At 47.3% G+C, this 23,285-nt stretch carries 17 protein-coding genes; 12 read left to right on the plus strand and 5 right to left on the minus strand.

Annotated features, from left to right (window positions below; genetic code table 11):
- Positions 1-167 precede the first annotated feature (167 nt).
- The 3 genes from GL182_RS20070 (at position 168) to GL182_RS20080 (ending at position 5,458) form a co-directional block, all read left to right on the plus strand.
- Positions 168-1,664 (plus strand): sulfatase, encoded by a 1,497-nt coding sequence (locus GL182_RS20070; RefSeq protein ID WP_163381572.1) that lies wholly within the window; start codon positions 168-170, stop codon positions 1,662-1,664.
- Between the two features lie 15 nt (positions 1,665-1,679).
- The gene (locus GL182_RS20075; protein WP_163381573.1) at positions 1,680-3,194 is read left to right on the plus strand and encodes an arylsulfatase; all 1,515 of its coding nucleotides are present in this window, start codon (positions 1,680-1,682) and stop codon (positions 3,192-3,194) included.
- Positions 3,195-3,331: 137 nt separating this feature from the next.
- Positions 3,332-5,458 carry a PQQ-binding-like beta-propeller repeat protein gene (locus tag GL182_RS20080; RefSeq protein ID WP_163381574.1) on the plus strand — a complete coding sequence of 709 codons (2,127 nt, stop codon included), beginning with the start codon at positions 3,332-3,334 and terminating at the stop codon, positions 5,456-5,458.
- Positions 5,459-5,819: 361 nt separating this feature from the next.
- Here GL182_RS20080 and GL182_RS20085 read toward each other — a convergent pair whose 3' ends face one another.
- The 4 genes from GL182_RS20085 to GL182_RS20100 all read right to left on the minus strand — a co-directional run bounded on the left by GL182_RS20085 (position 5,820) and on the right by GL182_RS20100 (position 12,861).
- The gene (locus GL182_RS20085) at positions 5,820-7,382 is read right to left on the minus strand and encodes a purple acid phosphatase family protein (RefSeq protein ID WP_163381575.1); all 1,563 of its coding nucleotides are present in this window, start codon (positions 7,380-7,382) and stop codon (positions 5,820-5,822) included.
- A 1,199-nt stretch (positions 7,383-8,581) separates the two neighbouring features.
- Entirely contained in the window at positions 8,582-11,056 is a 2,475-nt protein-coding gene (hrpB, locus tag GL182_RS20090) for an ATP-dependent helicase HrpB (protein ID WP_163381576.1), read from the minus strand.
- Positions 11,057-11,135: 79 nt separating this feature from the next.
- Entirely contained in the window at positions 11,136-11,645 is a 510-nt protein-coding gene (locus GL182_RS20095) for a DUF2911 domain-containing protein (RefSeq protein WP_163381577.1), read from the minus strand.
- A gap of 70 nt (positions 11,646-11,715) precedes the next feature.
- Entirely contained in the window at positions 11,716-12,861 is a 1,146-nt protein-coding gene (locus tag GL182_RS20100; protein ID WP_163381578.1) for a Gfo/Idh/MocA family protein, read from the minus strand.
- 76 nt (positions 12,862-12,937) lie between these two features.
- On the opposite strand from GL182_RS20100, the gene GL182_RS20105 reads away from it, so the two are divergent.
- Entirely contained in the window at positions 12,938-13,813 is an 876-nt protein-coding gene (locus GL182_RS20105) for a 3-ketoacyl-ACP reductase (protein WP_240469905.1), read from the plus strand.
- A gap of 70 nt (positions 13,814-13,883) precedes the next feature.
- Here the strand turns inward: GL182_RS20105 and GL182_RS20110 are convergent, their stop codons facing one another.
- Positions 13,884-14,966 carry a glycoside hydrolase family 43 protein gene (locus GL182_RS20110; RefSeq protein ID WP_163381579.1) on the minus strand — a complete coding sequence of 361 codons (1,083 nt, stop codon included), beginning with the start codon at positions 14,964-14,966 and terminating at the stop codon, positions 13,884-13,886.
- 701 nt (positions 14,967-15,667) lie between these two features.
- On the opposite strand from GL182_RS20110, the gene GL182_RS20115 reads away from it, so the two are divergent.
- From GL182_RS20115 to GL182_RS20150, 8 genes are all read left to right on the plus strand, one after another.
- Positions 15,668-16,189, plus strand: a complete 522-nt coding sequence (locus tag GL182_RS20115; RefSeq protein WP_163381580.1) for an ArsR family transcriptional regulator — start codon at positions 15,668-15,670, stop codon at positions 16,187-16,189.
- Positions 16,186-17,118: a glycosyltransferase family 2 protein gene (locus GL182_RS20120; protein ID WP_163381581.1), complete on the plus strand. Its 933-nt coding sequence runs from the start codon at positions 16,186-16,188 to the stop codon at positions 17,116-17,118. Before GL182_RS20115 ends, GL182_RS20120 begins: the two co-directional genes overlap by 4 nt.
- On the plus strand, positions 17,119-17,838 hold the full coding sequence (locus GL182_RS20125) for a GNAT family N-acetyltransferase (RefSeq protein WP_163381582.1): 720 nt from the start codon (positions 17,119-17,121) through the stop codon (positions 17,836-17,838).
- A 13-nt stretch (positions 17,839-17,851) separates the two neighbouring features.
- Complete coding sequence (locus GL182_RS20130) at positions 17,852-18,862, plus strand: GNAT family N-acetyltransferase (protein ID WP_163381583.1); 1,011 nt, start codon at positions 17,852-17,854, stop codon at positions 18,860-18,862.
- Entirely contained in the window at positions 18,855-19,772 is a 918-nt protein-coding gene (locus tag GL182_RS20135) for a hypothetical protein (RefSeq protein WP_163381584.1), read from the plus strand. Before GL182_RS20130 ends, GL182_RS20135 begins: the two co-directional genes overlap by 8 nt.
- A 3-nt stretch (positions 19,773-19,775) precedes the next feature.
- Complete coding sequence (locus tag GL182_RS20140; protein ID WP_163381585.1) at positions 19,776-21,056, plus strand: hypothetical protein; 1,281 nt, start codon at positions 19,776-19,778, stop codon at positions 21,054-21,056.
- Between the two features lie 335 nt (positions 21,057-21,391).
- Positions 21,392-21,964: a class I SAM-dependent methyltransferase gene (locus GL182_RS20145; RefSeq protein WP_205603698.1), complete on the plus strand. Its 573-nt coding sequence runs from the start codon at positions 21,392-21,394 to the stop codon at positions 21,962-21,964.
- Between the two features lie 219 nt (positions 21,965-22,183).
- Positions 22,184-23,020: a sulfotransferase family 2 domain-containing protein gene (locus GL182_RS20150; RefSeq protein WP_163381586.1), complete on the plus strand. Its 837-nt coding sequence runs from the start codon at positions 22,184-22,186 to the stop codon at positions 23,018-23,020.
- The last annotated feature ends 265 nt before the right edge of the window (positions 23,021-23,285 follow it).

Consider the following 23,285-nt stretch of genomic DNA (forward strand, 5'->3'; position numbering starts at 1 on the left):
CCGAGATTTAATCCTACAATTTGACCTTTTCATTTTAAGAAGGTGCAGACTTTCAAATTGATTACTGAGAATTTTCCCGTTTGACACAGCATTATTTTAATTTTACCGATTTCCCCCTATATTTAACCCTGTACTTCACCCTTATTTTAGGATTAATATTCATCCCAATGACCAAAACCTTTGTACTTGCCCTTTGCTGTTTAAGTTTTTTCCTTTTATTTTCCTGTAAGGGGCCAGCCGCCGAAAAGAAGCCCTACAATGTCCTTTTTATTGCCATTGACGATCTGCGACCCGAGCTGGGGGTATATGGCAATGATATCATTCAGACGCCTAACCTGGATGCCATTGGATCGCAAGGAACCCTATTTGAAAACCATTACGTGCAAGTACCCACCTGCGGAGCCTCACGCTGCAGCATTTTGACTGGCTTATGGCCCCGGTCCAGGCAGCACCTGCAGAATTCTGCTGTTGAGCAGTTCATGTCCAACGAACCAGAAGGAGATACTCCGGAAAGTTTTGTCCATCATTTCAAAAGAAACGGCTATTATACGGTAGGTATCGGGAAAATCAGCCATTCGGTGGATGGCTTGTGGTATGGCTACGAAGAAAGCCCCGAAGGAGCTAAAATGGAAATGCCCCATAGCTGGGACGAGTTGCTTTTTGATCCCGGCAAATGGGAAACCGGGTGGAATGCCTTTTTTGGCTATGCAGATGGCTCCAACCGGCAGGGAAAAAATAAGCAGGTCAAGCCCTATGAAGCCGGAGAGGTGGACGACCTGGGCTATCCGGACGGCCTTTCTACCCAACTGGCCGTAAAAAAGCTGAAGGAACTTTCGGATAAAGACCAGCCCTTTTTTATGGGCTTGGGTTTGTTTAAGCCCCATCTGCCCTTTACAGCACCCAAAAAATACTGGGATCTCTATGAGCGGGAAGATATACCGCTTTCCCCTTTCCCTGAATTACCTGAAAACGTTCACCCCAACAGTTTACAAGAAAGCGGAGAATTCAATTCCTATCAGTTGGGAGACGAGAAAGCCGGGCTGGACCAGCAGCTTTCAGATGCATACGCCAGAAAGCTCCGGCATGCTTACTATGCATCCGTCAGCTATAGCGATGCCCTGGTGGGCAAAGTGCTGGAAGCCCTGGAAGAAGAAGGCCTGGCGGACAATACCATCATCGTCGTTTGGGGTGACCATGGCTGGCATTTGGGAGACCACCGGGTCTGGGGCAAGCACACCAACTTTGAAATGGCGCTCCGTAGCCCGCTTCTGGTCAAAGTTCCCGGAATGATCCCCAGAAGGATCGGAACAGACATGCCGGTCAGTAGCATTGACCTGTATCCCACCCTGATGGAACTTACCGGTATTCCTGTTGATTTCCCGCTGGATGGGCAAAGTTTGGTTCCCCTGATAACGGCAGGGGAGGACAGTGACAGAGCGGCTCAGGCTTTTAGCTATTTTAAAAACGGTATCTCCATGCGTACAGAGCGGTACCGGCTCGTTAAGTATTTCAGGGAGGCAGAACCTACCATAGAACTTTATGACCACCAAAACGATCCCATGGAGACAGTAAACGTGGCAGATAACCATCCGGATATTATTGCCGAATTGATGCCGCTCCTGGAAAAGGGAAATACCGGCTTGTATGCCCATTCCTCCAACTAAACTATACAACCCAAAATGAAAAACCGATACCAACAAGTCACCGCTAAAGCTTTGGTCTTTGCCATGCTATCAGTAGGGGTTGCGGCTTGCAGTACCACTCCGGACGAAGGGGAGGAACAAGCAAAAAAACCCAATATTATCTATATCCTGGCAGATGACCTGGGCTATGGAGACCTGAGTTTTTTGGGACAGCAAAAATTCCAGACCCCACACATTGACGCGCTTGCCGCCAGGGGAATGGTCTTCACCCAGCATTATGCCGGCACGACGGTTTGCGCCCCTTCCCGCTCTGCCCTGATGACCGGATTGCATACCGGACATACCCAGGTCAGGGGCAATCGGGGACTGAACGGCGGACAGTTTCCCCTGGCCACCGGAACCCAAACCATACCGACCGTCCTGAAAAAGGCAGGCTATGTCACCGGTGCTTTTGGCAAATGGGGATTGGGCTATCCTGGTTCTACCGGCGATCCACTAAAGCAAGGTTTTGATGTTTTTTTCGGATACAACAGCCAGACCATCGCCCATAACTACTATCCCAGGGAGCTGTATGACAATGAGAACATACTGACTCTTGAAGGTAACCAGGGAACAGATGAAGGCGAGTATGCACCACTTTTGATTCAGCAGCGGAGAATTGAATTTATAAAAAACAACCGGGATACGACCTTTTTCCTGTATATGCCATCCATCATTCCACATGCAGAACTGGCAGCACCTCAGGAATATATGGAGCGATTTCTGGAAAGGAAAACACCCGAACCTCCCTACGAGTATGAAAGCTTGCTTGGTCCCGAAAAGCCTTATCAGGGCGTAGATGATCCGGAACATCCCCGGTACAAGGTGGGTGGCTATGGCTCCCAAACCTATCCCCATGCGGCTTTTGCGGCCATGGTCACTTTATTGGACAATCAGGTTGGGGAAATCGTAGCCAGTCTTGAATCCCTTGGTATCTTGGAAAATACGCTGATCGTATTTACGTCCGACAACGGGCCCCATTTGGAAGGCGGTGCTGATCCTGATTATTTTGATAGCAATGGATCCTTCCAGGGATACAAACGGGATTTACACGAAGGAGGCATCCATGTACCCATGATTGCCAGTTGGCCGGCAAAGGTGGAAGCAGGCAGCCAAACGGATCACATCAGCGCTTTTTGGGATATACTGCCCACTTTTGCAGACTTGGCAGAGGTGGACCTGGAGGAAGATGTGGATGGTATTTCATTTTTGCCTACGCTTTTGGGTGAAGGGCAGCAGGAGTCACATGACCATTTGTACTGGGAATTTCACGAGCAGGGTGGCAAGCAGGCCATCCGAAAAGGGAAATGGAAGGGGATCAAATTGAATGTTTTTGAAGGCAATGAAGACATCCTTTTATTTGACCTGGAAAACGACCCGGGAGAAGAAAATGACCTGAGTGAAGCGCATCCGGAACTGGTAGCCGAAATGAAGGCCCTGATGCAGGAGTCAAGGGTAGAAGACCCGGAATGGCCCTTTGAAGAAAAAATTCAAGCGGAAAATCAGCCATGAGGTTAATTGACGCCTTTACCCGGACGCTTTGGCAGGGAAAAGGAGGGAAGCCATCCCTAGCCCGAAAATCCGCTTTGCACCTTGCTCAACTGTATAGACATTTAATGATTTGGATGGGATTAACTGAGAAAAATCTTATGAAAACATGGACATTAAAGTGTTGTCTGTTTTTGGTTATAATCACCCTGGGATGTGCGGCCGATAAACAGGAAGATACCTATCAAACCTGGGAACACTACCGGGCTACCAAAACTGCCGCCCAATATTCCGGTCTGAAGACCATCAACAAGGACAATGTACACCTGCTCCAACCCGCCTGGACCTTCCATACCAGAGATAAAAGGGAACGCACCCCCATGGAATGCAATCCCATTATCCTTGGCAAAACCATGTATGTGACTTCTCCCCAATTGGATTTAATCGCCCTTGATGCGGCCAGTGGAAAAGAACTTTGGCGTTTTGACCCGGAAGTTTTTGGGGTGTCGGGAGGAGTAAACCGGGGTGTAACGGCTTTTACCGAAGGGGGCAAAACACGGATTTTTATGCCTGTTGGCCATTGGTTGTTTGCCTTGCATGCCGAAACCGGGGAATTGGTGGAGGAATTTGGGGAAGGTGGAAAGTTGGATTTGAGACAGGATTTGGGCAAGGACCCTGAATCCCTTTCCATTGGGTTGAATACTCCCGGAATCATTTACAAGGATCTGCTGATCATCGGATCGGCCACCGGGGAGGGATATGATGCGTCTCCAGGTCATATCAGGGCCTATTCCGCAAAAACAGGAGCATTTCAGTGGATATTCCATACCATACCCCAGGAAGGAGAATATGGCCACGATACCTGGCGATGGGTGGAGGATGAAAACTACGGGGGCACCAATAACTGGGGCGGCATGAGCCTGGATGAGGACAGGGGATGGGTGTATGTATCCACCGGATCTCCTACCTACGATTTTTACGGAGGAAACCGGCTGGGAGAAAACCTGTTTGCCAATTCCATCCTTGCGCTGGATGCCGGCACCGGTGAGCGCCAATGGCATTACCAGGCAGTAACCCATGATGTATGGGACTACGATTTGCCCTGTGCGCCTACCCTTGTAGATTTCCCCTTGGATGGTGAGACGGTTCAGGCCCTGGTACAACCCAGCAAAATGGGCGAGTTGATCCTGCTGGATCGCATTACAGGTGAGCCATTGATGGAAATGAAGGAAAAGGCCGTTCCTCCTTCCTATGTTCCTGGCGAAGTGGCCCATCCGACCCAAAAGTTTGATCAGGGCATTACCATCGTGCCTCAGGGCCTGGACAGTACCTATTTGACCAATATTTCTGAAGCTGCAGCGGAATATGCGAAGGCTGAATTTAAAAAATACCGCAATGAGGGTTTTTACACCCCACCCAGCCTGGAGGGTACCCTTACCTTTCCCGCTACCAGAGGGGGCATGTTATGGGGAGGATTATCCTATGACCCCGTCAATCAGATGGTATACGTCAATGCCAATGAAATACCCATGATTTTACAATTGAGGAGTCTTTCAGAAAATCAGGGCGAGGGCTCCTTTAGTGGTTTAAGTGCAGGTCAGCGCATTTACCTGTCCAATTGCGCCAATTGTCATGGAGCAGACCGGCAGGGCCTGGGGGAAGCTTACCCGGCACTAACCGGGCTCCCTGACAGACATGACCGGGAATCGGCCAGGACCATCATCACCGGAGGAAATGGGGTGATGCCCGCCTTTCGGGGATTTGCCGCACAGGAGCTGGAAGCCCTGCTGGACTATTTGCTGGATCAGGAACCTAGCGGATCCAGGCAGGAAGAACTGACTGAAGCCCCATTGGATCGCTATGTTTTGCAGGGCTTTCGGATTTTTACAGATGAGGAAGGCTTTCCGGCCAGCAGGCCTCCCTGGGGAACGCTGAATGCCATCGATTTAAAAACCCAATCGATCAAGTGGAAGGTGCCGCTGGGAGAATATCCTGAGCTGAAGGAAAGGGGAGTAGCTCCCACCGGTACCCAGAATTTTGGCGGTTGTGTGGCTACAGCCGGAGGGCTGGTATTTATTGGAGGTTCTGCCGATGAAATGTTCCGTGCCTTTGATGCCGAGACAGGTGAAGTGCTGTGGGAATACCAGCTACCAGCCGGAGGCTATGCGGTTCCTTCTGTTTATGAAGTGGAAGGCAGGCAATATGTGGTCATCGCCGCCGGCGGAGCCAATCGCCTGGGCACCCCAGCCGGAGATGCTTATGTGGCCTTTGCTTTACCGGAGGAATAAAACCTACAATTTCCTCCTGAATTAGTATATTTTCAGTGACCAGACGCAAAACTATAAACGGAATCTCCCAATTTTGAAAAGGCAAAATCCCCCTTCTAAGGGGGTAGGGGGATTTTTTTCGAAAATATTAAAAAATAGAACATGCCAGGATGTAAACAAAATGTTTCACCACAGATGAGCACAGATTTTTTAGTTCCTAATAAAAATCCAGCTGGTAAAAAATTGTTGTTTTCGTCAAAATGCCCCTTTCCCCTTTAAATTTGGATTTCTTTCGCAAGTACTCCTAACTTTTCCAAAGTTTGGAACTTTGGAAAAGTTAAACAATTTCTACAAAACCAACTGTCAGGTAATTACGCAACCCTTATTCACTGATATTTCCATTTTCATCAATGCTGAGTTCTTTCCTTTCCCCGTCTTTTTCCAGGCGAACATTGAAATGCAATATATCACCTTCTTTTCTTGCAGATACCCGGGTGACTTCATGCCCGGGATATTTGGAAAGCAGGATGGATTCCAGATTTTCCGGGAGGGGATCTTCGTAGGAAATGGTATTGGAAAACCTTTTTTCTTCCACGGCTTCTGACTTCCTTTCAATGAATTTATTGGTGCCATCTGCTTGTTTTTCCAAATCAAAGGCATCATAAAGCTCACCAATGGCGGTGTAAGATTCAAAGCTCAGCTTATCCCCTTCAATATTAATGACCTGAAAGAGCTGGGTGTTTTCCGCAGCGCGGTCCCTTTCTGCCTCATAGTCATTCCAGGCATTCTTTTTCAACCCGTACATTTTGCCTCCACTTACAGAGACCACATAAACGGTTCCGGTTTTATCCCTGGCATTGACCCCATCCAAAACATTGTCTTCAGGAGAAACCCGACCCCGGGCATAGCTGTGGTCGTGTCCCTGTAGGGCCAGGTCCACCTGGTATTTGTCAAAAAGTGGTTTCCAGGCCTCCCGGAGCCGCGTATTTTCCCGGCCCTCAGAAGCTGAAAATAAGGGGTGGTGATAGGTGACGATGGTCCACTTTTGTGGATTTTCCGACAGGACCTTTTCCAACCAGGGGATTTGCTCCGCCTGCAATACATTGCTGTTCAGTACAATAATTCTGGTGTTTTGGTAATCCATGTAATAGACCGTTTCGTCCAATGCCGTTATATTTTCCGGGCCGTTTTCAGGCAGGGTAAATTGAGGTTTCCATTGGACAGACAGGCGGCGATCTGCATCCTCTCCGTCCAGCTCAGGGATACTGCGGTATTCATGGTTCCCGGGAGTAACGACCGAGGGTACCATGCTGTGGATAAAGCCTCCAGCCGTAAACCATTCGTGCCATTCGGTTTCCCTGTGTGCTACATTCACCAGGTCACCTGCATGGATGATAAACTTGGCATCCGGTGCCTTCCGGTAGCCTTCCCGAATCAGTCTGGACCATAATTCCAAGATATAGTTCTGTGTATCTCCCACATAGAGAAAGGCAAAAGGACTTTCCTTGTCCTCGGAAGCCGTACTGAATTGTATCCATTCCGTCCAGGATTCTCCATCACCCACCCGATAAGCGTAAATGGTGCCAGGTTTTAAGTCCTTAAAACTGACCGAATGGTAATGCGCCTTTACATTGGCCACTTCTACGGCTGTAGCGTCCAGCAATTCGGTTTTCGCTTCCATGGTCCGGGCATTTCTCCAGAATTTCGGAGCCCCGTCCGCTATGGCAATTTCTGCAAAGGCTTTTTCGATGCTGGTATCTGTTCGCCAGGTGACGTTGGCCTGACTGGAAGGATCCTCTCCAAAATTGAGGATGACGCGATCAGGATAATCCGACGGTTTGCTCCATTCTTCCCGGAAGGTGGGTGCCTTGTACACCCGGTACTCTTGTGCCAATGCGACTTGAAAGACTACTATCAGGGTCAGGGAAAAAAGCAGGTTTTTCATTTACTTTGGTTTTTGTTTGGAAAATAGGTGTTGTAAGATACGAAATTCAGCCATAGGTTTCAAACCGGGTATGGTCGAGGTTTCCGGAAGAAAGCACCTGAGCTAATGAGCTACTGTTAATAAGCTACTGTCATTTAATAAATGGGGCTACCTATTGGATGATATTTTAGGTGAAAGTAGTAAGTTTCTCCGCCTTGGCGGTTAATTTTTTGATAAGTTTTGGTTAAGAAGGAAAAATGTTTCACCACAGATGGACACAGATTAGCACAGATTTTTTTCCGGGTAGAATGGGTACCCATCCGCCAAAGCAACTACCAAACGCAAAATAGGAAACAACCTTCCAAATTTGAAAATCCAAACTCCCTCCGCCGCGGCGGAGGGATCAAGCCTGTCCTGTTTTTTTCAGGAGGGGATTTTTACCTAAACATAAAAAAATTGAACAGGTGAAGGATTTAAACAACATGTTTCACCACAGATGGACACAGATTAGCACAGATTTTTTTCCGGGTAGAATGGGTACCCATCCGCTATAGGAACTTCAAAACAAGAATGTAAACAAAAAGTCCTCTTCAGAAGCCGTGCTATTCGTCATTTGCAATGTCGAATCCAGATAAACCGGGTTTGCAACCCTGATAAGGTGATTGAACGGTGGATCCCGGCTGCTTCACCATATGGTGTCAGGTTGAAGCATTCCGGTATTTTCCTCCTAAACTCAGGATTTAATCATTTCCGTGGCAAAGGATATGGACCATGCCTATGGCACTCTGAGTTAGGTTTTTGGCCATTAACCATGGGCTGAACACCATGGTTACCACATCGGCCGCTCCTATCGGAGCTTTTTTGAAGGGGGCATCGAATATAGACAAATTGATTCATCTAAAGATTTACACATAAATAGTACAGATTTCTTCGAATGGGATCTATCTATTTTCAGGGTGTTTTGTGCCTGACAGGCTTGGTTAAATAAAAAAGTTGTGGCCAAACTAACAGGAAATCAATCAGTGCTTAGAAAGCTTATTTGGGTAAACCTCAAGCGAAATTAGTCTGTACCCAAGCACTGAAAGTGCGCAATATCAAAACCCAGGGTGAAGCCCTGGGATAGCATCTACTATCGTAGCCCAAGCCCTGTATTCTAAGGGCGAAATATGTTTGACGATTTGGGTATCCGACCCCGGAGAAAATATCCCGCCTTTGCATTCTTATTTCCTCCTTTTGACACCACTAACGGCCTGGGCCTCCCAGGGATTGTCGGGCCAGTGGTGTTTGGGGTAGCGCCGTTTCAGCTCTTTCTTTACTTCATGATACGTTTGGTTCCAGAAATTTTCCAGGTCACGGGTGACCTGGACCGGTTTAAATCCGGGAGACAACAGGTGCACCAGCAGGGGAGTTTTGTGGTTATTAATCGTCGGGGTTTGACTCCAACCAAAAAGCTCCTGTAATCTGGCTGCCAGGACCGGAGGCTCACCCTCGGAAAAATACGAAATCCTGGCAGTGGAACCGCTGGGCAAGCGTATTTTTTCCGGAGCCAATTCATTCAGTGCCTGCTGCTGTGTATAGCTGAGACTGTTTTGCAATATTTCTCTCAAAGGCAACCTGAAAAGCTCCTGTCCGGATTTTACATCACTTAGGTAAGGGGCCAACCAGCTATTCACCGTTTCCAGCAGCATTGCTGTGCTCACATCTGGCCAGAAATCCGGCCCATTCCATACCCGCAGGCTCATGATCCTGTTTTGCCATTGCTTCACTTGCTCGTCAAAGTTCAGCCATTTTTCACCGGAATTTTTCAACATGCCCAAAATGGCCTGTGTTACCTGCGCCTTATCCGGGGATTTCAGGTTTTTCTTTTGAAGCAGGATCTGCCCGATTTTCCATTCTTCCACTGCCAGGACCATTTCCTCCTGTTCATCCCAGTAGATGCGGGGCTTTATTTTGATCATGGGTTTCAAATCCTGGGGAGAAAGTACCGAGGCCAGAAAAATTTTCCCCACTCCTGTTCCTTCGTGTAGCTGAGCAATGGCAATCCAGGGCTCCCGTGCCAAATCATCCTTTCGGTCCATGGCAGCTATTTTGCCATTGGCCAGGTGAAAGTGGGCCTGGTTGCCAGGCCTGGCGGAAGCAATCCTTTCCGGAAACGCCTGGGCCAGCAGAATACCGGTCATATAGGGGTCCACCGGTTCATTGGAGGCCTCCATTTTCAGGATTTTCCGGTAAGCCTTTGCTACCTGTTCAATTTTGCCAAAATCCCGGTGCTTATGGGCAGACCTCCTGTGCCTTCTCAACCCTTCAATTCTCAAGTTGATGTCTATGCCCTGAGAAGAGGGCAGGGGATCTTTTTCTTCCAGGAGGGCAGCCAGATCAGTGGCCAGCGGCTGTTGACCGATTTCCTGGCTATAAACCAAGAGGTGGGCAATTCTGGGATGGGAAGGAATGGCATGCAGTTCCAGACCATGGGGAGTGATCTTTCCTTCTGCAATGGCTCCCAGGTGTTCCAGTGAGGATACTGCCTGCTGCCAATGCCCCTGGGGTGGGGGACTGATCCATTGCAGCTGCCGGTAATCGTTTATGCCCCATTTATGAAGTTCCAAGGCAAGGGAAGCCAGGTCGGTTTCCATGATTTCAGGTTGCCGGAAGGGCAGTAATTTTTCCTGGCTTGCTTTGGACCAAAGTCGGTAGCAAGCGCCAGGTCCCAGCCTGCCTGCCCTGCCTGCCCGCTGGGTGGCCGTATCCTGGGTAAGGGGCAGTGTCACCAGTCGGTTCAATCCGGAATTGGGATTGAAGGTGACCGTACGCATAAAGCCGCCATCCACCACCACATGAATTCCCTCTATGGTGAGGCTGGTTTCTGCGATAGCCGTGGCAAGCACGATTTTTCTTCGCCCTTCCGGGTCGGGTAGCAGGGCAGCTTGCTGTCTGCCAAATGCCATTTGTCCATACAAGGTATAGACTGCCGCTTCGGGAAATCGGGCTTTCAGGATAGCCGCAGTTTTTTTGATCTCTCCTTGTCCGGGAAGAAAGGCAAGCACATCTCCCTGGTGTGCAGACTGGGCTTCTCCAATCACTGCTGACATCCTGTCTGGCAAATTAAAGAGGTCCGTGCCCGGGCGGTAATGGATGGAAACAGGGAATGCTTTTCCCGTACTGGCCACCAAAGGACAGTTCAGCTGTTCTGCCAGAACCCGGCTGTCCAGGGTAGCAGACATGACCAGTAATTTCAGGTCCGGCCGCAGGAATTGCTGGACTTCCCGGGTCAATGCCAGGCCAAGGTCGGCATGTATGCTTCTTTCGTGAAATTCATCAAAAATAACCAGGCCTACGCCTTCAAGGGCATTGTCCTGCTGCATCATTCGGGTTAATATGCCTTCTGTGATGACTTCGATTTGGGTGTTTTCCCCGACACAACTGTCAAACCTCACCCGGTAGCCAGTGCGTTGGCCCACGGATTCTCCCAGCAACTGGGCCATCCGCTGGGCAATACTTTTAGCCGCCAGTTTCCGGGGTTCCAGCATCAAAATTTTATTTCCCCCTAACCAGTCCTCTTCCAATAAGGTCAGGGGCAGGAGGGTGCTTTTACCTGCTCCTGGCGGGGCATGGAGCAGCAGGGTTGGATGTTGTCTGAGTAGTTTTTTTAATTCCGGAATGACTTCCAGAATGGGCAGGTTAGGAAATTCCTTCAATGGTGGAAAATGATTTTTGGAAAAGGTAAAGGTAAAAAAATAAACAGACAGCCGGTATGGCCGGCTGTCTGTATTGGTATTATTCTATGGCTACCTTGGCCTGGCCATATTCCCATTTGACCAGCATGCCGTCATCATGGATTTCATAGGTCAGGTTTTCTGTAAGGGAACTGGTTTGCTGAGAAGGCACATTTACCCGGAGCACATCCTGGCTTTCATCGTACTGCGTTCCCCATTGACCGGTTTGCTTGTTGAAAATAAAGGTGCTGGTACCTTCATTCGGGATAATGAAAAAGCTATACTTTCCGGCCGGCAGGGATTCACCGGCTACCTTGATGTCCTTGCTTGTTTCAAACAAGGTGGCCTCATTGGCACCCGCTCTCCAGACTTTTCCCAGGGGAACCAATCCACCGAAAATCTCCCTGCCCTTTACCCCAGGGCTGCTGTAATTGACAGTAATGTCAGCTCCGTTTATGCTTCCATCTGCCGTTTTTGGAGGGCTGGCAGGGGTCTGACTTTTAGAAAGGAATATCACGGACATCATCAGTAGTCCCGTGAGTCCAAGCATTTTAATGGTTGATGTTTTCATTTTGGTTTTTTATTTGATTAAATATGGATTAAATAACGGCTGAAGCCATCATTGGGTTATTACCCTACCATTATATTTTCACCCATGCCTGTTTCTTGTGGCTCTCAATGATGCGCTCACAAATCAGCAATTCCCTGTAACCATCCTCAAAAGTAGGGTAGGAGGGCTTTTCGGGTTGTTTTCCTTCACTGATGGCCGCATATACTTCCTTAAACATTTGTTTGGAAGTATCCGGAAATCCTTCATTGTGCCCGCCTGGAAAACCGATCAATTTGGCGGCTTCCGGTGTGAAGAGGGCAGGATCCTTCATCAGGTGCTGGTTGGCAGTTTCGCGCTTTCCTATCCAAAGTTCATTGGGCTTTTCGCTGCACCATTCAAAATTGGCTTTAGAGCCTGCTATTTCTATGTTCAGCCGGTTTTTTCTTCCAGCATTCACCTGGCTTACGGTAACAGAGCCCTTGTTGCCATTGTCAAAACGCAACATCACCGTGGCATGGTCTTCTGTATTGATGGGAACTTCTTCATAATCCGATTCCTGCAGCATTTTGCCACTGTAAGTCTCTATGGCTTTCAGGGGTTTGAGCCGGGTTTTATGCACGGTAGTAAAATCCGCCATTACCTCTGTGATTTTTAAACCGGTCACGTACTCGGTCAGGTCCAATAAGTGGGACCCAATATCTGCAATGGCCCTGGAATCACCGGATTTGTCCGGCTCTAACCTCCAGTTGTAATCGGTTTGCAGAAACAACCAATCCTGCAAATAGGAACCCATAATGCTGTAAATATCTCCCAGTTCACCGCTCTCCCGCATGGTTTTCATCTGCCGTACCATGGGGTAATAGCGCAGGTTAAAATGAACTGCATTCACCAACCCTGTTTTTTTGGCCAGCTGTAACAATTCCTCCGCTTCTCCTATTTTGGTGGCCAGGGGTTTTTCGCAAACCACATGCTTTCCGGCTTCCAATACGGCTTTGGATTGGGTATAATGCAGGAAATTGGGGGTGCAGATATGAACAGCCTTTATGGAGGCATCCTTCAGCATGTCCTCAAAGAGCATGGCTTTTTCTATACCCAACTGAGCGGCTTTGGCTTTGGCCAATTCCTCGTTCACCTCGCAAAGGGCAGCTACTTCAATGTTTGGGTTTCTTCTCAGGGCTTCAATATGGGCAGGGCCAATGAATCCGGTGCCAACTACCGCTACTTTAATTTTTTCCATGATGTTAGGTTTATTTTAAAAGATTAGCCTTAAAGATAGAAGGTACTTTTGTATTTTTCAATGGTAATTTCCTTAAATGCCAGCGCTGCCTGCCGGCAGGAAGGATAACCTGTTCGATTCGGTATTCTTTTTCAGGACCTTGGGTGGCTCACTCAGGGAGAATACTTATTTTTGGGACATGGAAAAAGAGCAAAGAACAGCCCTGGTGACCGGCGCTGCCAGGGGAATCGGACAGGGAATAGCCCGCTCATTGGCAGCGGAAGGTTTCTCCCTTTTCCTGGCGGATAAGCTGGCTGAAGCCAGGGATACCGTAGCGCAATGCCGGGACCTGGGAGCAAGTGTGGAATTTATTTCCTGTGACATTACCGCTCCCGACCAGCGGGCCGCCCTGCTGCAGGCCATCAAAGACCATTCAGGCAGACTGGATGTACTGATCAATAATGCCGGAATTAATGTAAAGGAAAGAAAGGACCTGCTGGAAGTCGCAGAGGAAGATTACGATCTGGTAATGGATACCAATTTGAAATCCCCCTTTTTTCTTACCCAAAAAATCGCTTCCTGGATGATGAAACAAAAGGAGGCTTTTCCGGATCGCCATCCCCTCATCATCAACATCGCTTCCCTGACCTCATATGCCGCATCCATTCATATGGCACCCTATTGTTTTTCCAAAACCGGGGTAAGCATGATGACCCAGCTTTTTGCCCAAAGACTGGCGCCCCATGGCATCGGGGTGTACGAGATTCGCCCTGGCATCATTCAAACCGATATGACAGCAGCTGCTCAAGACAAGTACGACCGCTTCATTGCTGCCGGAGGCCTTCCCATAGCCCGCTGGGGCTTGCCTGACGATGTGGGAAAGGCGGTTCAGGCCATTGTTAAAGGATATTTGCCCTATTCCACCGGTGAAGTCATCAATGTGGATGGTGGATTTCACATGCGGCAATTATAGAGATGGGTTTATACCCTGAAGGAGCAGCGGAATAAGAAAAGTGAGTAGGCGCAGGTACAGGTTCATGTTTTTAAGGGTTAATGGTGGCTATGCTTCCATCGGGAAGGTGCTTCAAGGGGGCCATTTTGATGTTACGCAAATGGGTTTCACCCGAAATCTCCGTATCGTGGTAGAAGAGGTACCAGTTTCCATCATACGATACGATCGAATGGTGGGTAGTCCAACCTGCTACAGGTGCCAGGATATTTCCCTGATAGGTGAATGGGCCATAGGGCGTATCTCCTGTCGCATAGGCTATGTGGTGGGTATCTCCGGTGGAATAGGAGAAGTAATAGGTGTCCTGGTGTTTGTGCACCCAGGCAGCTTCAAAAAAACGCTTGTCATGATCACCGGCTTGGATGGGATCTCCATTTTCGTCCAGGAGCAGCACATCTTTGGCTTTCTCCGCCAGGTTTTTCATATCGGGAGCCAGCCGGGCGACCTTGGGTGCCAATGCCGGCTGATCAGGTGCCGGTTCCCCGTCAGTAGGTTGATCTCCGGGATAGTGGTATTCTCCATCTTTCCACCGTTGCAGCTGGCCTCCCCAGATTCCTCCAAAATAAAGGTAGTATTGATCCCCATCCTGAAAAACGGCAGGGTCAATGCTATAGGTGCCTGGAATGGGGTCAGGCTCGGGTACAAAAGGACCTTCAGGCTGTTCGCTGATGGCAACCCCAATTTTAAATACGTCGGCAGTATCCTTGGCAGGGAAATAGAGGTAATACTTACCCGCTTTTTCGGCGGCATCCGGAGCCCAAAGCTGTCGGGCGGCCCAGGGTATATCGTCCACATGCAAGGCAGTGCCATGATCGGTTACAGGGCCATCCGGGGCTTCCATGGAATATACCCGGTAATCTTCCATGGCAAAATGAGCGCCCCAGTCGTCTGATGGGATTCCGGCCGGAATGTCATGGGAAGGGTAGATGTAAATTTTTCCATCAAATACATGGGCCGAAGGATCTGCCGTAAAGGGTTCGGCTACCAGAGGAGGGTGGGCAAATTTTTTCTCCTCTTCCATCTCCGACTTCCTTGTCTCTTCCGATTCTTTTTTCTTTTCCTGACAGGCAGTATGGAGCAGGACAAGGAAAATGAGCATTAATCTGGTTAAGGGCATAGGTGAAACGATTGGTTTTGATAATGTCAAAAATACACAATTCCTGCGATTCAAAATATTAAAGACGAGGTCAGTTGGATCTAACTACGGGTAATGGTTTCGTTTTAGGGTTTGCAATCCTGCTGCCGGGATCGTCCATGATTGAGAACTCCTCAAGGCAATTGGGGGAACGTTAGGGGGATTGCAAATCCCCTTTATCTGTCCCACGGAATTGCAAATTCCGAGGAGCGGCTGTTTGACATTTGCAATTCCGAATCCAGATAATGCAACAATTAAACGATGAACCAAATAACCGATTATGCAATTTCACCCTTAACCACCACGTTTGAATTCAAAGTAAAGGCTGATTGCCAGACAGCCACTATGAAGACCTAAGCCGGTTCCGAGCCTTTTAACCCTTAACCAACCCGGCTGATCCGAAAACCAGGCACAGGTTCCAGAAGGCCAGCCCCAAAGCCCAGCCTGCATAGAACCAATAATTTCAGACTTCCCGCTATAAAAATTGGATTAAAAAAATGGATAAAATTTGGTAATACAGATCCTTCGAGTAAATTTGTTACTCTTACCATGTGGATTACGTGGCGAAGCTGTGAAAGGCTTCCAGTGCGTGTTTTTTGGACCCTGGTTTTTATGTTTTTTACTTCTAAAATAATGCATTTTAAATTTTTTATGATGCCCTTATTCTCCTTTGTGAAAGTCTCTTGCTGGATTCATTGATTACTTCCAAAACCAGGATTAAATTACTGGTCAAGTTCTTTTCCAATGCCGGAAACAGAGGCTACCTCCGGGGGCTGGCAGAAGAGTTCAATGAGTCTACCAATTCCGTTCGGGTGGAACTTAACCGGCTTTCCGAAGCCGGCTTATTGCAATGGCAGACCAAGGGAAAGACCAAAAGCTACCAGGCCAATGTAGCGCATCCGCTGTATAAGGAAATCAGCAGCATTGTCAGTAAATACCTGGGTTTTGACCATCTCCTGGAACAGGTGGTCTCCAACCTTGGAAATGTTCAAAAGGCCATTATTCAGGGCGACTATGCAGCCGGCAAAGACAGCGGAACCATAGAGCTGACCCTGATTGGTGAAAACATCAACATGGAATACCTGCAGTTCCTGATAGCGAAAACAGAGGAGAAAATAAACAGGAAACTCCGGGTGCTGGTATTGGAAAATGAAGCCCAGCCCATTACCGGAGGTCTGGTGGTATTCGAACGCAGTCTGGCATGAGGAATGGTCCGGAAACCTACCTCTCCGTAGTGGTACCGGTATACCAGTCGGGCAGGTCCCTGGAGGCCTTGATTTACCGTTTGGAAGCGGTAATGGCAGGCATCAGTCAGCAGGTGGAATTGATTTTGGTGGACGATGGCAGCAGCGACAACAGCTGGGAGTTGATTTGTGCCGCTGCCAGGAATTCCAAGTACGTAAAAGGAATTCGCCTGAGCAGGAATTTTGGCCAGCACCATGCCATAGCCGCCGGTCTGGATGTATCCAGGGGAAGGTGGACGGTGGTCATGGATGCCGACCTGCAGGATTTGCCGGAAGAAATTCCCCATTTACTGAGTAAAGCCATGCACGGCTATGATGCGGTCCTGGCCAGAAGGATCAACAGAAAAGACAGCCGCTGGAAAATTGCCCTGTCGGCAGGGTTTTACCGGTTTTTCAGGTACATGACCGGGACCCCGCTGGATCCCGCAGTAGGAAATTTCGGTGTTTATCACCGAAAAGTCATTCAGGCCATTTTGCAGATGAGGGAGAGTATCCGCTATTTTCCGGCTCAGGTTCAATGGGTAGGCTTCAGGCAGGGATATTTCAATGTGAGCCATGGAAAATCCGCCGTTTCCTCCTCCAATTATGGTTTCCGGTCTAAATTTCACCTGGGCTTAAATGCCTTGATGGCATTTTCTGATAAACCCCTCCGCTTGACCATAAAATTAGGTTTTTTAATTGCCTCTATTGGGTTTATATTTGCATTGACCACCTTGATTCGGTATTTTACGGGAAGCATTGTGGTGCCAGGGTATGCCAGCCTGATCGTCTCAGTCTGGGTATTGGCAGGGCTTATTCTGATGACCCTGGGAATGGTGGGATTGTATGTGGGGAAAACCTTTGAAGGTGTCAAAAACCGGCCTTTATACGTAGTGGACAAAAAAACCTGAATGATACAATATATACCTTTTGACTCTTCCCTGTTTGGCTACCGGGTAGGCAAGCTCCTGCTGGAAAAATCACTTCCCGATATGACCCGCCTGCGATCCCAGGCCCATGATTTTAAACTGATTTATGTGATGGGCAAGCCCGGTCTGGTCAAAATGGGAGGCTGGCCCCCCATCAGTACCCGGGTGGACCTGGTGAAGGCCATCATGAAAACAGACCTGCAGCCATTACCCGATGAGGTAGACGGCATTCATTTCGGGGAGCAGGACGTTTCCGGATCCCTCTCTGCCGCCGATCAGCGGCAATTGCGGCAACTGGTCCTTAGCAGCGGCCAATGGTCCCGGTTCCGGCAGGATCCGCTTTTGGCCAATCAGGAATACGAAAAGCTTTACAGTACCTGGTGGGAAACCATCACCAGCCAAAACCACCGGGTCATGGTAGCCAGGAAAGGCAAGCGATTACTGGGATTCATTACGTTCCGCCTGCTCAGGGGCAGGGCTTATGTAGACCTTTTTGCGGTAGAAGGAAAATCTCAGGGAAAGGGTATCGGCAGAAACCTGATGAAATGTGTTTTTCAGGAGGTATACGCCAAAGGGCTGGTTCAGGTGGGACTTTCCACGCAAAAGGCCAATGAACGGGCCATGGACTTTTACGTGCAGGCAGGCTTTCAGCCCATGAAGGAAACCCTGATTGCTCATTGGCGGCCCGGGAATCCCCTATGAATCAGGACAATCGTTGATAGCGCAAACAAAAACCAGGTTTCAGGTAAAAGCCTATACGCCGGAGCTTGCCGGAGACTGGCAGGAAGTACTGCAAGGGGCACCGAATGCTACCCTGATGCACCAAAGGTCCTTCCTGGCCTATCATGGTGAGCGTTTCAGGGATGCCTCCCTGATACTTTATAAAGACCATCAGCCCCAGGCGGTTTTTCCCGCTCACCGGCAGCAAGAGGAGGTATTTTCTCATCAGGGGCTCAGTTATGCAGGGCTGATACACAAGCCCTGTTCCTTTGGTCAGGAATTGCAATTGTATGTACAACTGCTGCGCTACTATGAGGAACAGGAAGTCAGCAGGATCAGGATCAAGGCAACGCCTTTATTTTACAGTGACCGGTTTCAGGAATCCCTGTCCTATATCATGCATTTGGCACAGGCAGAAACCAGCCAACTGGAACTCTCCCTGGCCCTACCATTACCCCTTATGATCAAACACAAAGGCAGAAAGGCAACGATTCGCCAGGCTTCAAAATCAGGATTGGAAATCTGGGAGGAGGCTGATGTGGGCTTGTTTTGGGATAAACTACTGGTACCTAATTTGCAAAACCGTTATCAAAAAGCACCCACCCATAGCAAGGATCAGATGCGTTATTTAAAGACCAGGCATCCGGAAAATATCAGACAATTTACGGTCTACAGGAAGGGGATTCCGCTGGCAGGTGCCACGGTTTACTTTACACCCAATTGCCTGCATACCCAATACCTGGCCACCAATGGGGAAGGCAGGGATTATCATGCCCTGGATTGGCTGATCCATTACCTGTGCAACACCCAGGCGGAGGGAAGGAAGTACCTGGACTTTGGTCATTCCAATGAATGTGCGGGGAAAAAAATCAACCGGGAGCTTTTCCGCTGGAAGGAAAGTTTTGGTGCCCAGACCTTTGTACATGCACACTACAGCCTGGCCCCTGCAGCCTGGCGACAGCTGGATCAAGTGTATGACTGGCAAAGCCGGCAAAAGGATGCCTAAAAGGTCAGCCATCAGCCCGGAAAGAAGGCAACAACTGCAGGCCAAAAATGCCTGCTATGTCATTACCTGTTACAAAGACGAATTTCTATGCAAGGACCATCCAAATGGTCGTTGTGAGCGAGGTTTTTTCTCCCTTTTTCTGCAAGTATTGTATGGAATGGCTTTTGCAAAAAAATATAACTTGCCATACACGGTAGATTTTTCTAATGTGCAGTACGCCTACAGTGGGAATCAGGACAGTGATAGGAACAATTTTTGGGAAGTATTGATGGTACAGAGAAGTCCTTCTTCGGGATTTATACCCCTAGTAAATCTCCGGTACGAAACGCATCCGTTGAGAATATGGAGCCGCCATTTTATACGCTCCCTACATCAAACGCTTCAATCGGAAATCCGACTTCAGGATAAGTTGCTTGACAAAGCAAATGCCATAAAGGAAAGGTTCAAGGCTTTTAAAATACTAGGTTTGCATGCGCGGCGTACCGATCATCCTACGGAGGTGCCCCCAGTTAGTGAGCGGGCATTAATAAAGAAAATTGAAAAAAAAATAACTGCCTTTGACCGCTTATTTGTAGCCACGGATGATGCAGCTTTTTTAGAAATGCTGAAAGCCAGGTTTCCGCAAAAAGTGCTGGCCCATGATTTTGTTCGCTCGGCTGGCCAAAAGGCCATACACGATCATGGCTGTAAATTAAATGGAATACTTTTGGGAGAACAAGCCCTTTTGGATTGTCTTTCCCTGTCCTTTTGTCAGGAGCTGATCCTTTCGCCATCCAACTTATCCTATGCGGCTTTGCTGTTTCAACCTGAAACTCCTTACACCCTGGCCGAAAGCAATGCGGCCGCCTGGTCCCGACGGAAAACGCTACTGGCCTACCGGTTAAACCAATGGGGAATCCGAAAGTGGTAATACATGATTGACACCTACCCCTATAAACCATCCATTCCTGCCAACTGCCCCCGATGTGGCGGCGAAAGTAGGGATACCGGCGAACTGTTTTTCCAGGGAACGCATGTTTTAGCCGAACATAGCTGTGGTGATTGCGGGCTTGATTTTTATGCGACGCTGCCAATTGGTCATGCTGCCCTTTATCCGGTGGTTTGTGCCCGGGACGGAAGCTATGCCCGGTACAACCGGCAGGAAGGGTCCTGGATGGCCTTGCCCCTGATCCGGTCTCTTCAGAAAGACGCAGGTGTTGGGGCAGCAATAGGGCTGGTACAGCCGAATTCCGGAGGAGACCTGATCCTGGTCAATTGTTTGGACAGTTGTTTCGGGCATGTTTTTACCAAACTATGGAATGTGTATTTGCTTAAAAAACAGTTTCCCTTCAAAACCCTGGCGGTACTGTTACCGGCTCGCTGCCGTTGGTTGATTACTGATGCGGAGGTAGAGATCTGGCCAGTGGACCTGCCTTTGGAGGAGATGGGCAAGGGCATCCGAGGCTTGGATGCCTGGGTGAAGGAACAGTTTAAGCGGTTTGGATCTGTGGCCCTGAGTGAAGTGCCGGTGCATCCCCCGCTGGAGGGATTGGATTTTGAAGAAATCCTTCAGGCCCGACCATTTGCCCTGGAGGATTTTGAGCGTCAGCCGCTGCAACTTACTTTTATCTGGCGTTCCGACCGATTTTGGCTGAACAGCCGCATGCTGGATTTCTTTCACAAGGCCTCCATCAAATTTGGGTTTCAGGGTCGGGTGCAGGGACTACTGTGCTACCGGCAGGTCAGTTTACTGGGCCGGTTGCTTCGAAAGCTCCGGAAATCCCTACCGGAAGCGCGTTTTGTGCTGACGGGGCTCGGAAAGGAGGGAAGGCTTCCCTCAGGATGGAAGGACGAGCGAGTGGAGGTAATCGACGAAGGAGTAGAACGAACCTGGAATGAGCTTTACCGGCATAGTCAGTTGGTTATGGGGGTACATGGCTCCCATATGTTAATACCCACCGCCTTGGCAGCCGGTTTTGTAGAGATCCTGCCCCGGCACAAGATACCTCATTTGACGGAGGACATTGGCCGGCAGCACAGCGGCCGTCTGGGTGCTTTTCTGGGTAGGTTTGTGGATGAGTTTTCTTCTTCCAGTTTGGTTGCCGGACATGTGGTAAGTATGGTGAAGGGGTTTGGACGGGTTTATGGGGAGCTTAATATGGCAGTTCGGAGGGAGCAAAAAGCCGTAGGGGTTGAAATGGAAGCATTGAATTAATGCTAGATTTATTGCTGGTGTCAGAAAACTGGAAGTTCCACTTGCTGATGTCGGTATTGTAAGTGCGATACGAAGTAATAAGAGTTTCCAAAAAAACCACCGCAATTTACGGGTCTTCAAGGAAGCTATCTGTTAGCTGAGATTTGAGTCATTTATTTTAATTGCCAATATCCGTCAAGTATAAAGTGATCCAAAAAATTAAGACCTTTCTAAAAAACACATCACCGATTTTTCTAATGGATATTTACCGGTCATTCCGGAAGAAAAAGAAGCTGGATATAGATGGCCTTAGTACTGAGGAAGTATTTTTAAAGATATATAAAGAAAAGTTTTGGGTGTTTGGGGAAAGTGTTTCAGGAACAGGTTCAGACACAAATCAGACCAATGTCATTATTCCTGAAATGGAAAAGTTATTCCAGGAGTTGGAAGTGAAATCGATTTTAGATGCTCCCTGTGGGGATTTCAACTGGATGAATCAGGTGAATCTTGCAGAGATAGATTATTTGGGAATCGATATTGTAGAAGACCTGATACATTTTAATAGGTCAAAAAATTGGAATAAACGGAGTGTTAAATTCAAAACAGGAAATATTATTACAGATGATTTACCAAGGGTTGATTTGATACTGTGTAGAGATTGTCTGGTTCATTTTTCCTTTGCAGATATCAAAAAAACCTTGGTTAATTTTAAAAAATCAGGATCAAAATACCTATTGACCACTAGTTTTACAAGCCATGCAACCAACCAGGAAATCCAAACTGGATATTGGAGGCCTTTAAACTTGCAAAAATCACCCTTTAATTTCCCCCCACCCGTCAAAACAATTAATGAAAAGTGTATGGAAGGAGGAGGAAAGCATAGGGATAAGATGCTTCTAGCGTGGGAATTAAAGAATCTGACTATCTAATTTGTAGCATATTCAAGGAAATTAAAATTTAATCCTGCTGTCTTATTGCAAATCCCATTTCAAAATTGGTCGCCGACTAGGTATTTATTTTCAATTTGCTAAAAGTGAATTTTTATTTATTCTACAAGTCGTATGTCCAATGGTTATAGGTAAAGGCCGTGATTAAAATTGATTTTACCGTTCTTTCAGTTGAAATGAATTTCTGACTTAAAATCAAGAATGAAACAAGGCATTACTAATACTATTTTTAAAATAAGGAGAAGTAAGCTATATCAAAGATTCAAATATTTTTATTTGAGTAGAAAGCCATTTTTAAGGTATTTTTTCAATAAATCAAAGAGAGACAATCTTTTGGGAGAAAAGCCTGTTTTTATTTATAATCATATTCCTAAGTGTGGTGGGACAAGTTTTAACGTCATACTTAATGATTTTTTTTCCGTAATTAATGATTATCCTCCTCATGAGTTAGAGTTTGAATGCCATATTGATTTTTTAGAAAGCCTTAAAGTACATGAGAAAGAAACACCAGATTATTTAGAGTTAAAACCTTTTCAGGCAATGTCAGGTCATTATTTTTATAACGAAATTTTTCTAAGCAATAGGTTTGAAGGGATATACGAATGTCCCAGAGTGAAATTAATTTCATTTTTGAGGGACCCATTAACTCATCGCGTTTCTTTGTATTCCTTCGGAATAAAAAAGGGGCATTCTTATATTAAAGGAATAGAATTAGAAGACTACATTTTAGAAGAGAAAAACTATTATTCAAAATTATTAGAATGTAATATTGATAATTACAAAGAGAGATTGGATAGTTATTTTTTTATCGGGATTATGGAAGAATTTAATAGATCAATTGAATTGTTGTCTAATAAAATGCGAATGAAAGTAAATAGATCAATTCCAAATATTAATAGATCAAATTCTGAAAAATATTATGGGATGCTATCAGAAGAAATAAAGCAAGAATTTAAGAGTTCAAATCATCTTGATTATTTAATATATGAATATTCAATAAAATTGTTTATAAAACAGCAAATCGATTTTTTGAATTAGGCACCTAGTCAATAATTCAATCTTAGTCTATTAGTCCAAAAAGGAACTTTATTTCAGGCATAAACTGCAAAAAGCCAATCTGCTAGCTTTTTGCAATAATCGAAAGCGTCTAATACCTTGATGATCAATTAATAAGAACTTATTCATCAAGTGCCTAATTCAATCGATTTTATATGATATTGAAACGGTATTTATTGTTTGGGTTACCGAAAATAGATTTACTTCAGCTCTTTGTGTAGGTAATGGCAGGTTCAGTGAAAAAACA

The organism is Cyclobacterium sp. SYSU L10401, from assembly GCF_010993705.1.
Classification (GTDB): domain Bacteria; phylum Bacteroidota; class Bacteroidia; order Cytophagales; family Cyclobacteriaceae; genus Cyclobacterium.

Excerpts from the sequence above, each read along its gene's own strand:
- GL182_RS20135 (WP_163381584.1), top strand. The coding sequence starts at position 18,855 with ATGCCTAAAAGGTCAGCCATCAGCCCGGAAAGAAGGCAACAACTGCAG.
- GL182_RS20140 (WP_163381585.1), top strand. The coding sequence starts at position 19,776 with ATGATTGACACCTACCCCTATAAACCATCCATTCCTGCCAACTGCCCC.
- GL182_RS20070 (WP_163381572.1), top strand. The coding sequence starts at position 168 with ATGACCAAAACCTTTGTACTTGCCCTTTGCTGTTTAAGTTTTTTCCTT.
- GL182_RS20150 (WP_163381586.1), top strand. The coding sequence starts at position 22,184 with ATGAAACAAGGCATTACTAATACTATTTTTAAAATAAGGAGAAGTAAG.
- GL182_RS20110 (WP_163381579.1), bottom strand. The coding sequence starts at position 14,966 with ATGCCCTTAACCAGATTAATGCTCATTTTCCTTGTCCTGCTCCATACT.
- GL182_RS20120 (WP_163381581.1), top strand. The coding sequence starts at position 16,186 with ATGAGGAATGGTCCGGAAACCTACCTCTCCGTAGTGGTACCGGTATAC.
- GL182_RS20095 (WP_163381577.1), bottom strand. The coding sequence starts at position 11,645 with ATGAAAACATCAACCATTAAAATGCTTGGACTCACGGGACTACTGATG.
- GL182_RS20075 (WP_163381573.1), top strand. The coding sequence starts at position 1,680 with ATGAAAAACCGATACCAACAAGTCACCGCTAAAGCTTTGGTCTTTGCC.
- GL182_RS20085 (WP_163381575.1), bottom strand. The coding sequence starts at position 7,382 with ATGAAAAACCTGCTTTTTTCCCTGACCCTGATAGTAGTCTTTCAAGTC.
- GL182_RS20100 (WP_163381578.1), bottom strand. The coding sequence starts at position 12,861 with ATGGAAAAAATTAAAGTAGCGGTAGTTGGCACCGGATTCATTGGCCCT.
- GL182_RS20105 (WP_240469905.1), top strand. The coding sequence starts at position 12,938 with ATGCCAGCGCTGCCTGCCGGCAGGAAGGATAACCTGTTCGATTCGGTA.
- GL182_RS20125 (WP_163381582.1), top strand. The coding sequence starts at position 17,119 with ATGATACAATATATACCTTTTGACTCTTCCCTGTTTGGCTACCGGGTA.
- GL182_RS20080 (WP_163381574.1), top strand. The coding sequence starts at position 3,332 with ATGAAAACATGGACATTAAAGTGTTGTCTGTTTTTGGTTATAATCACC.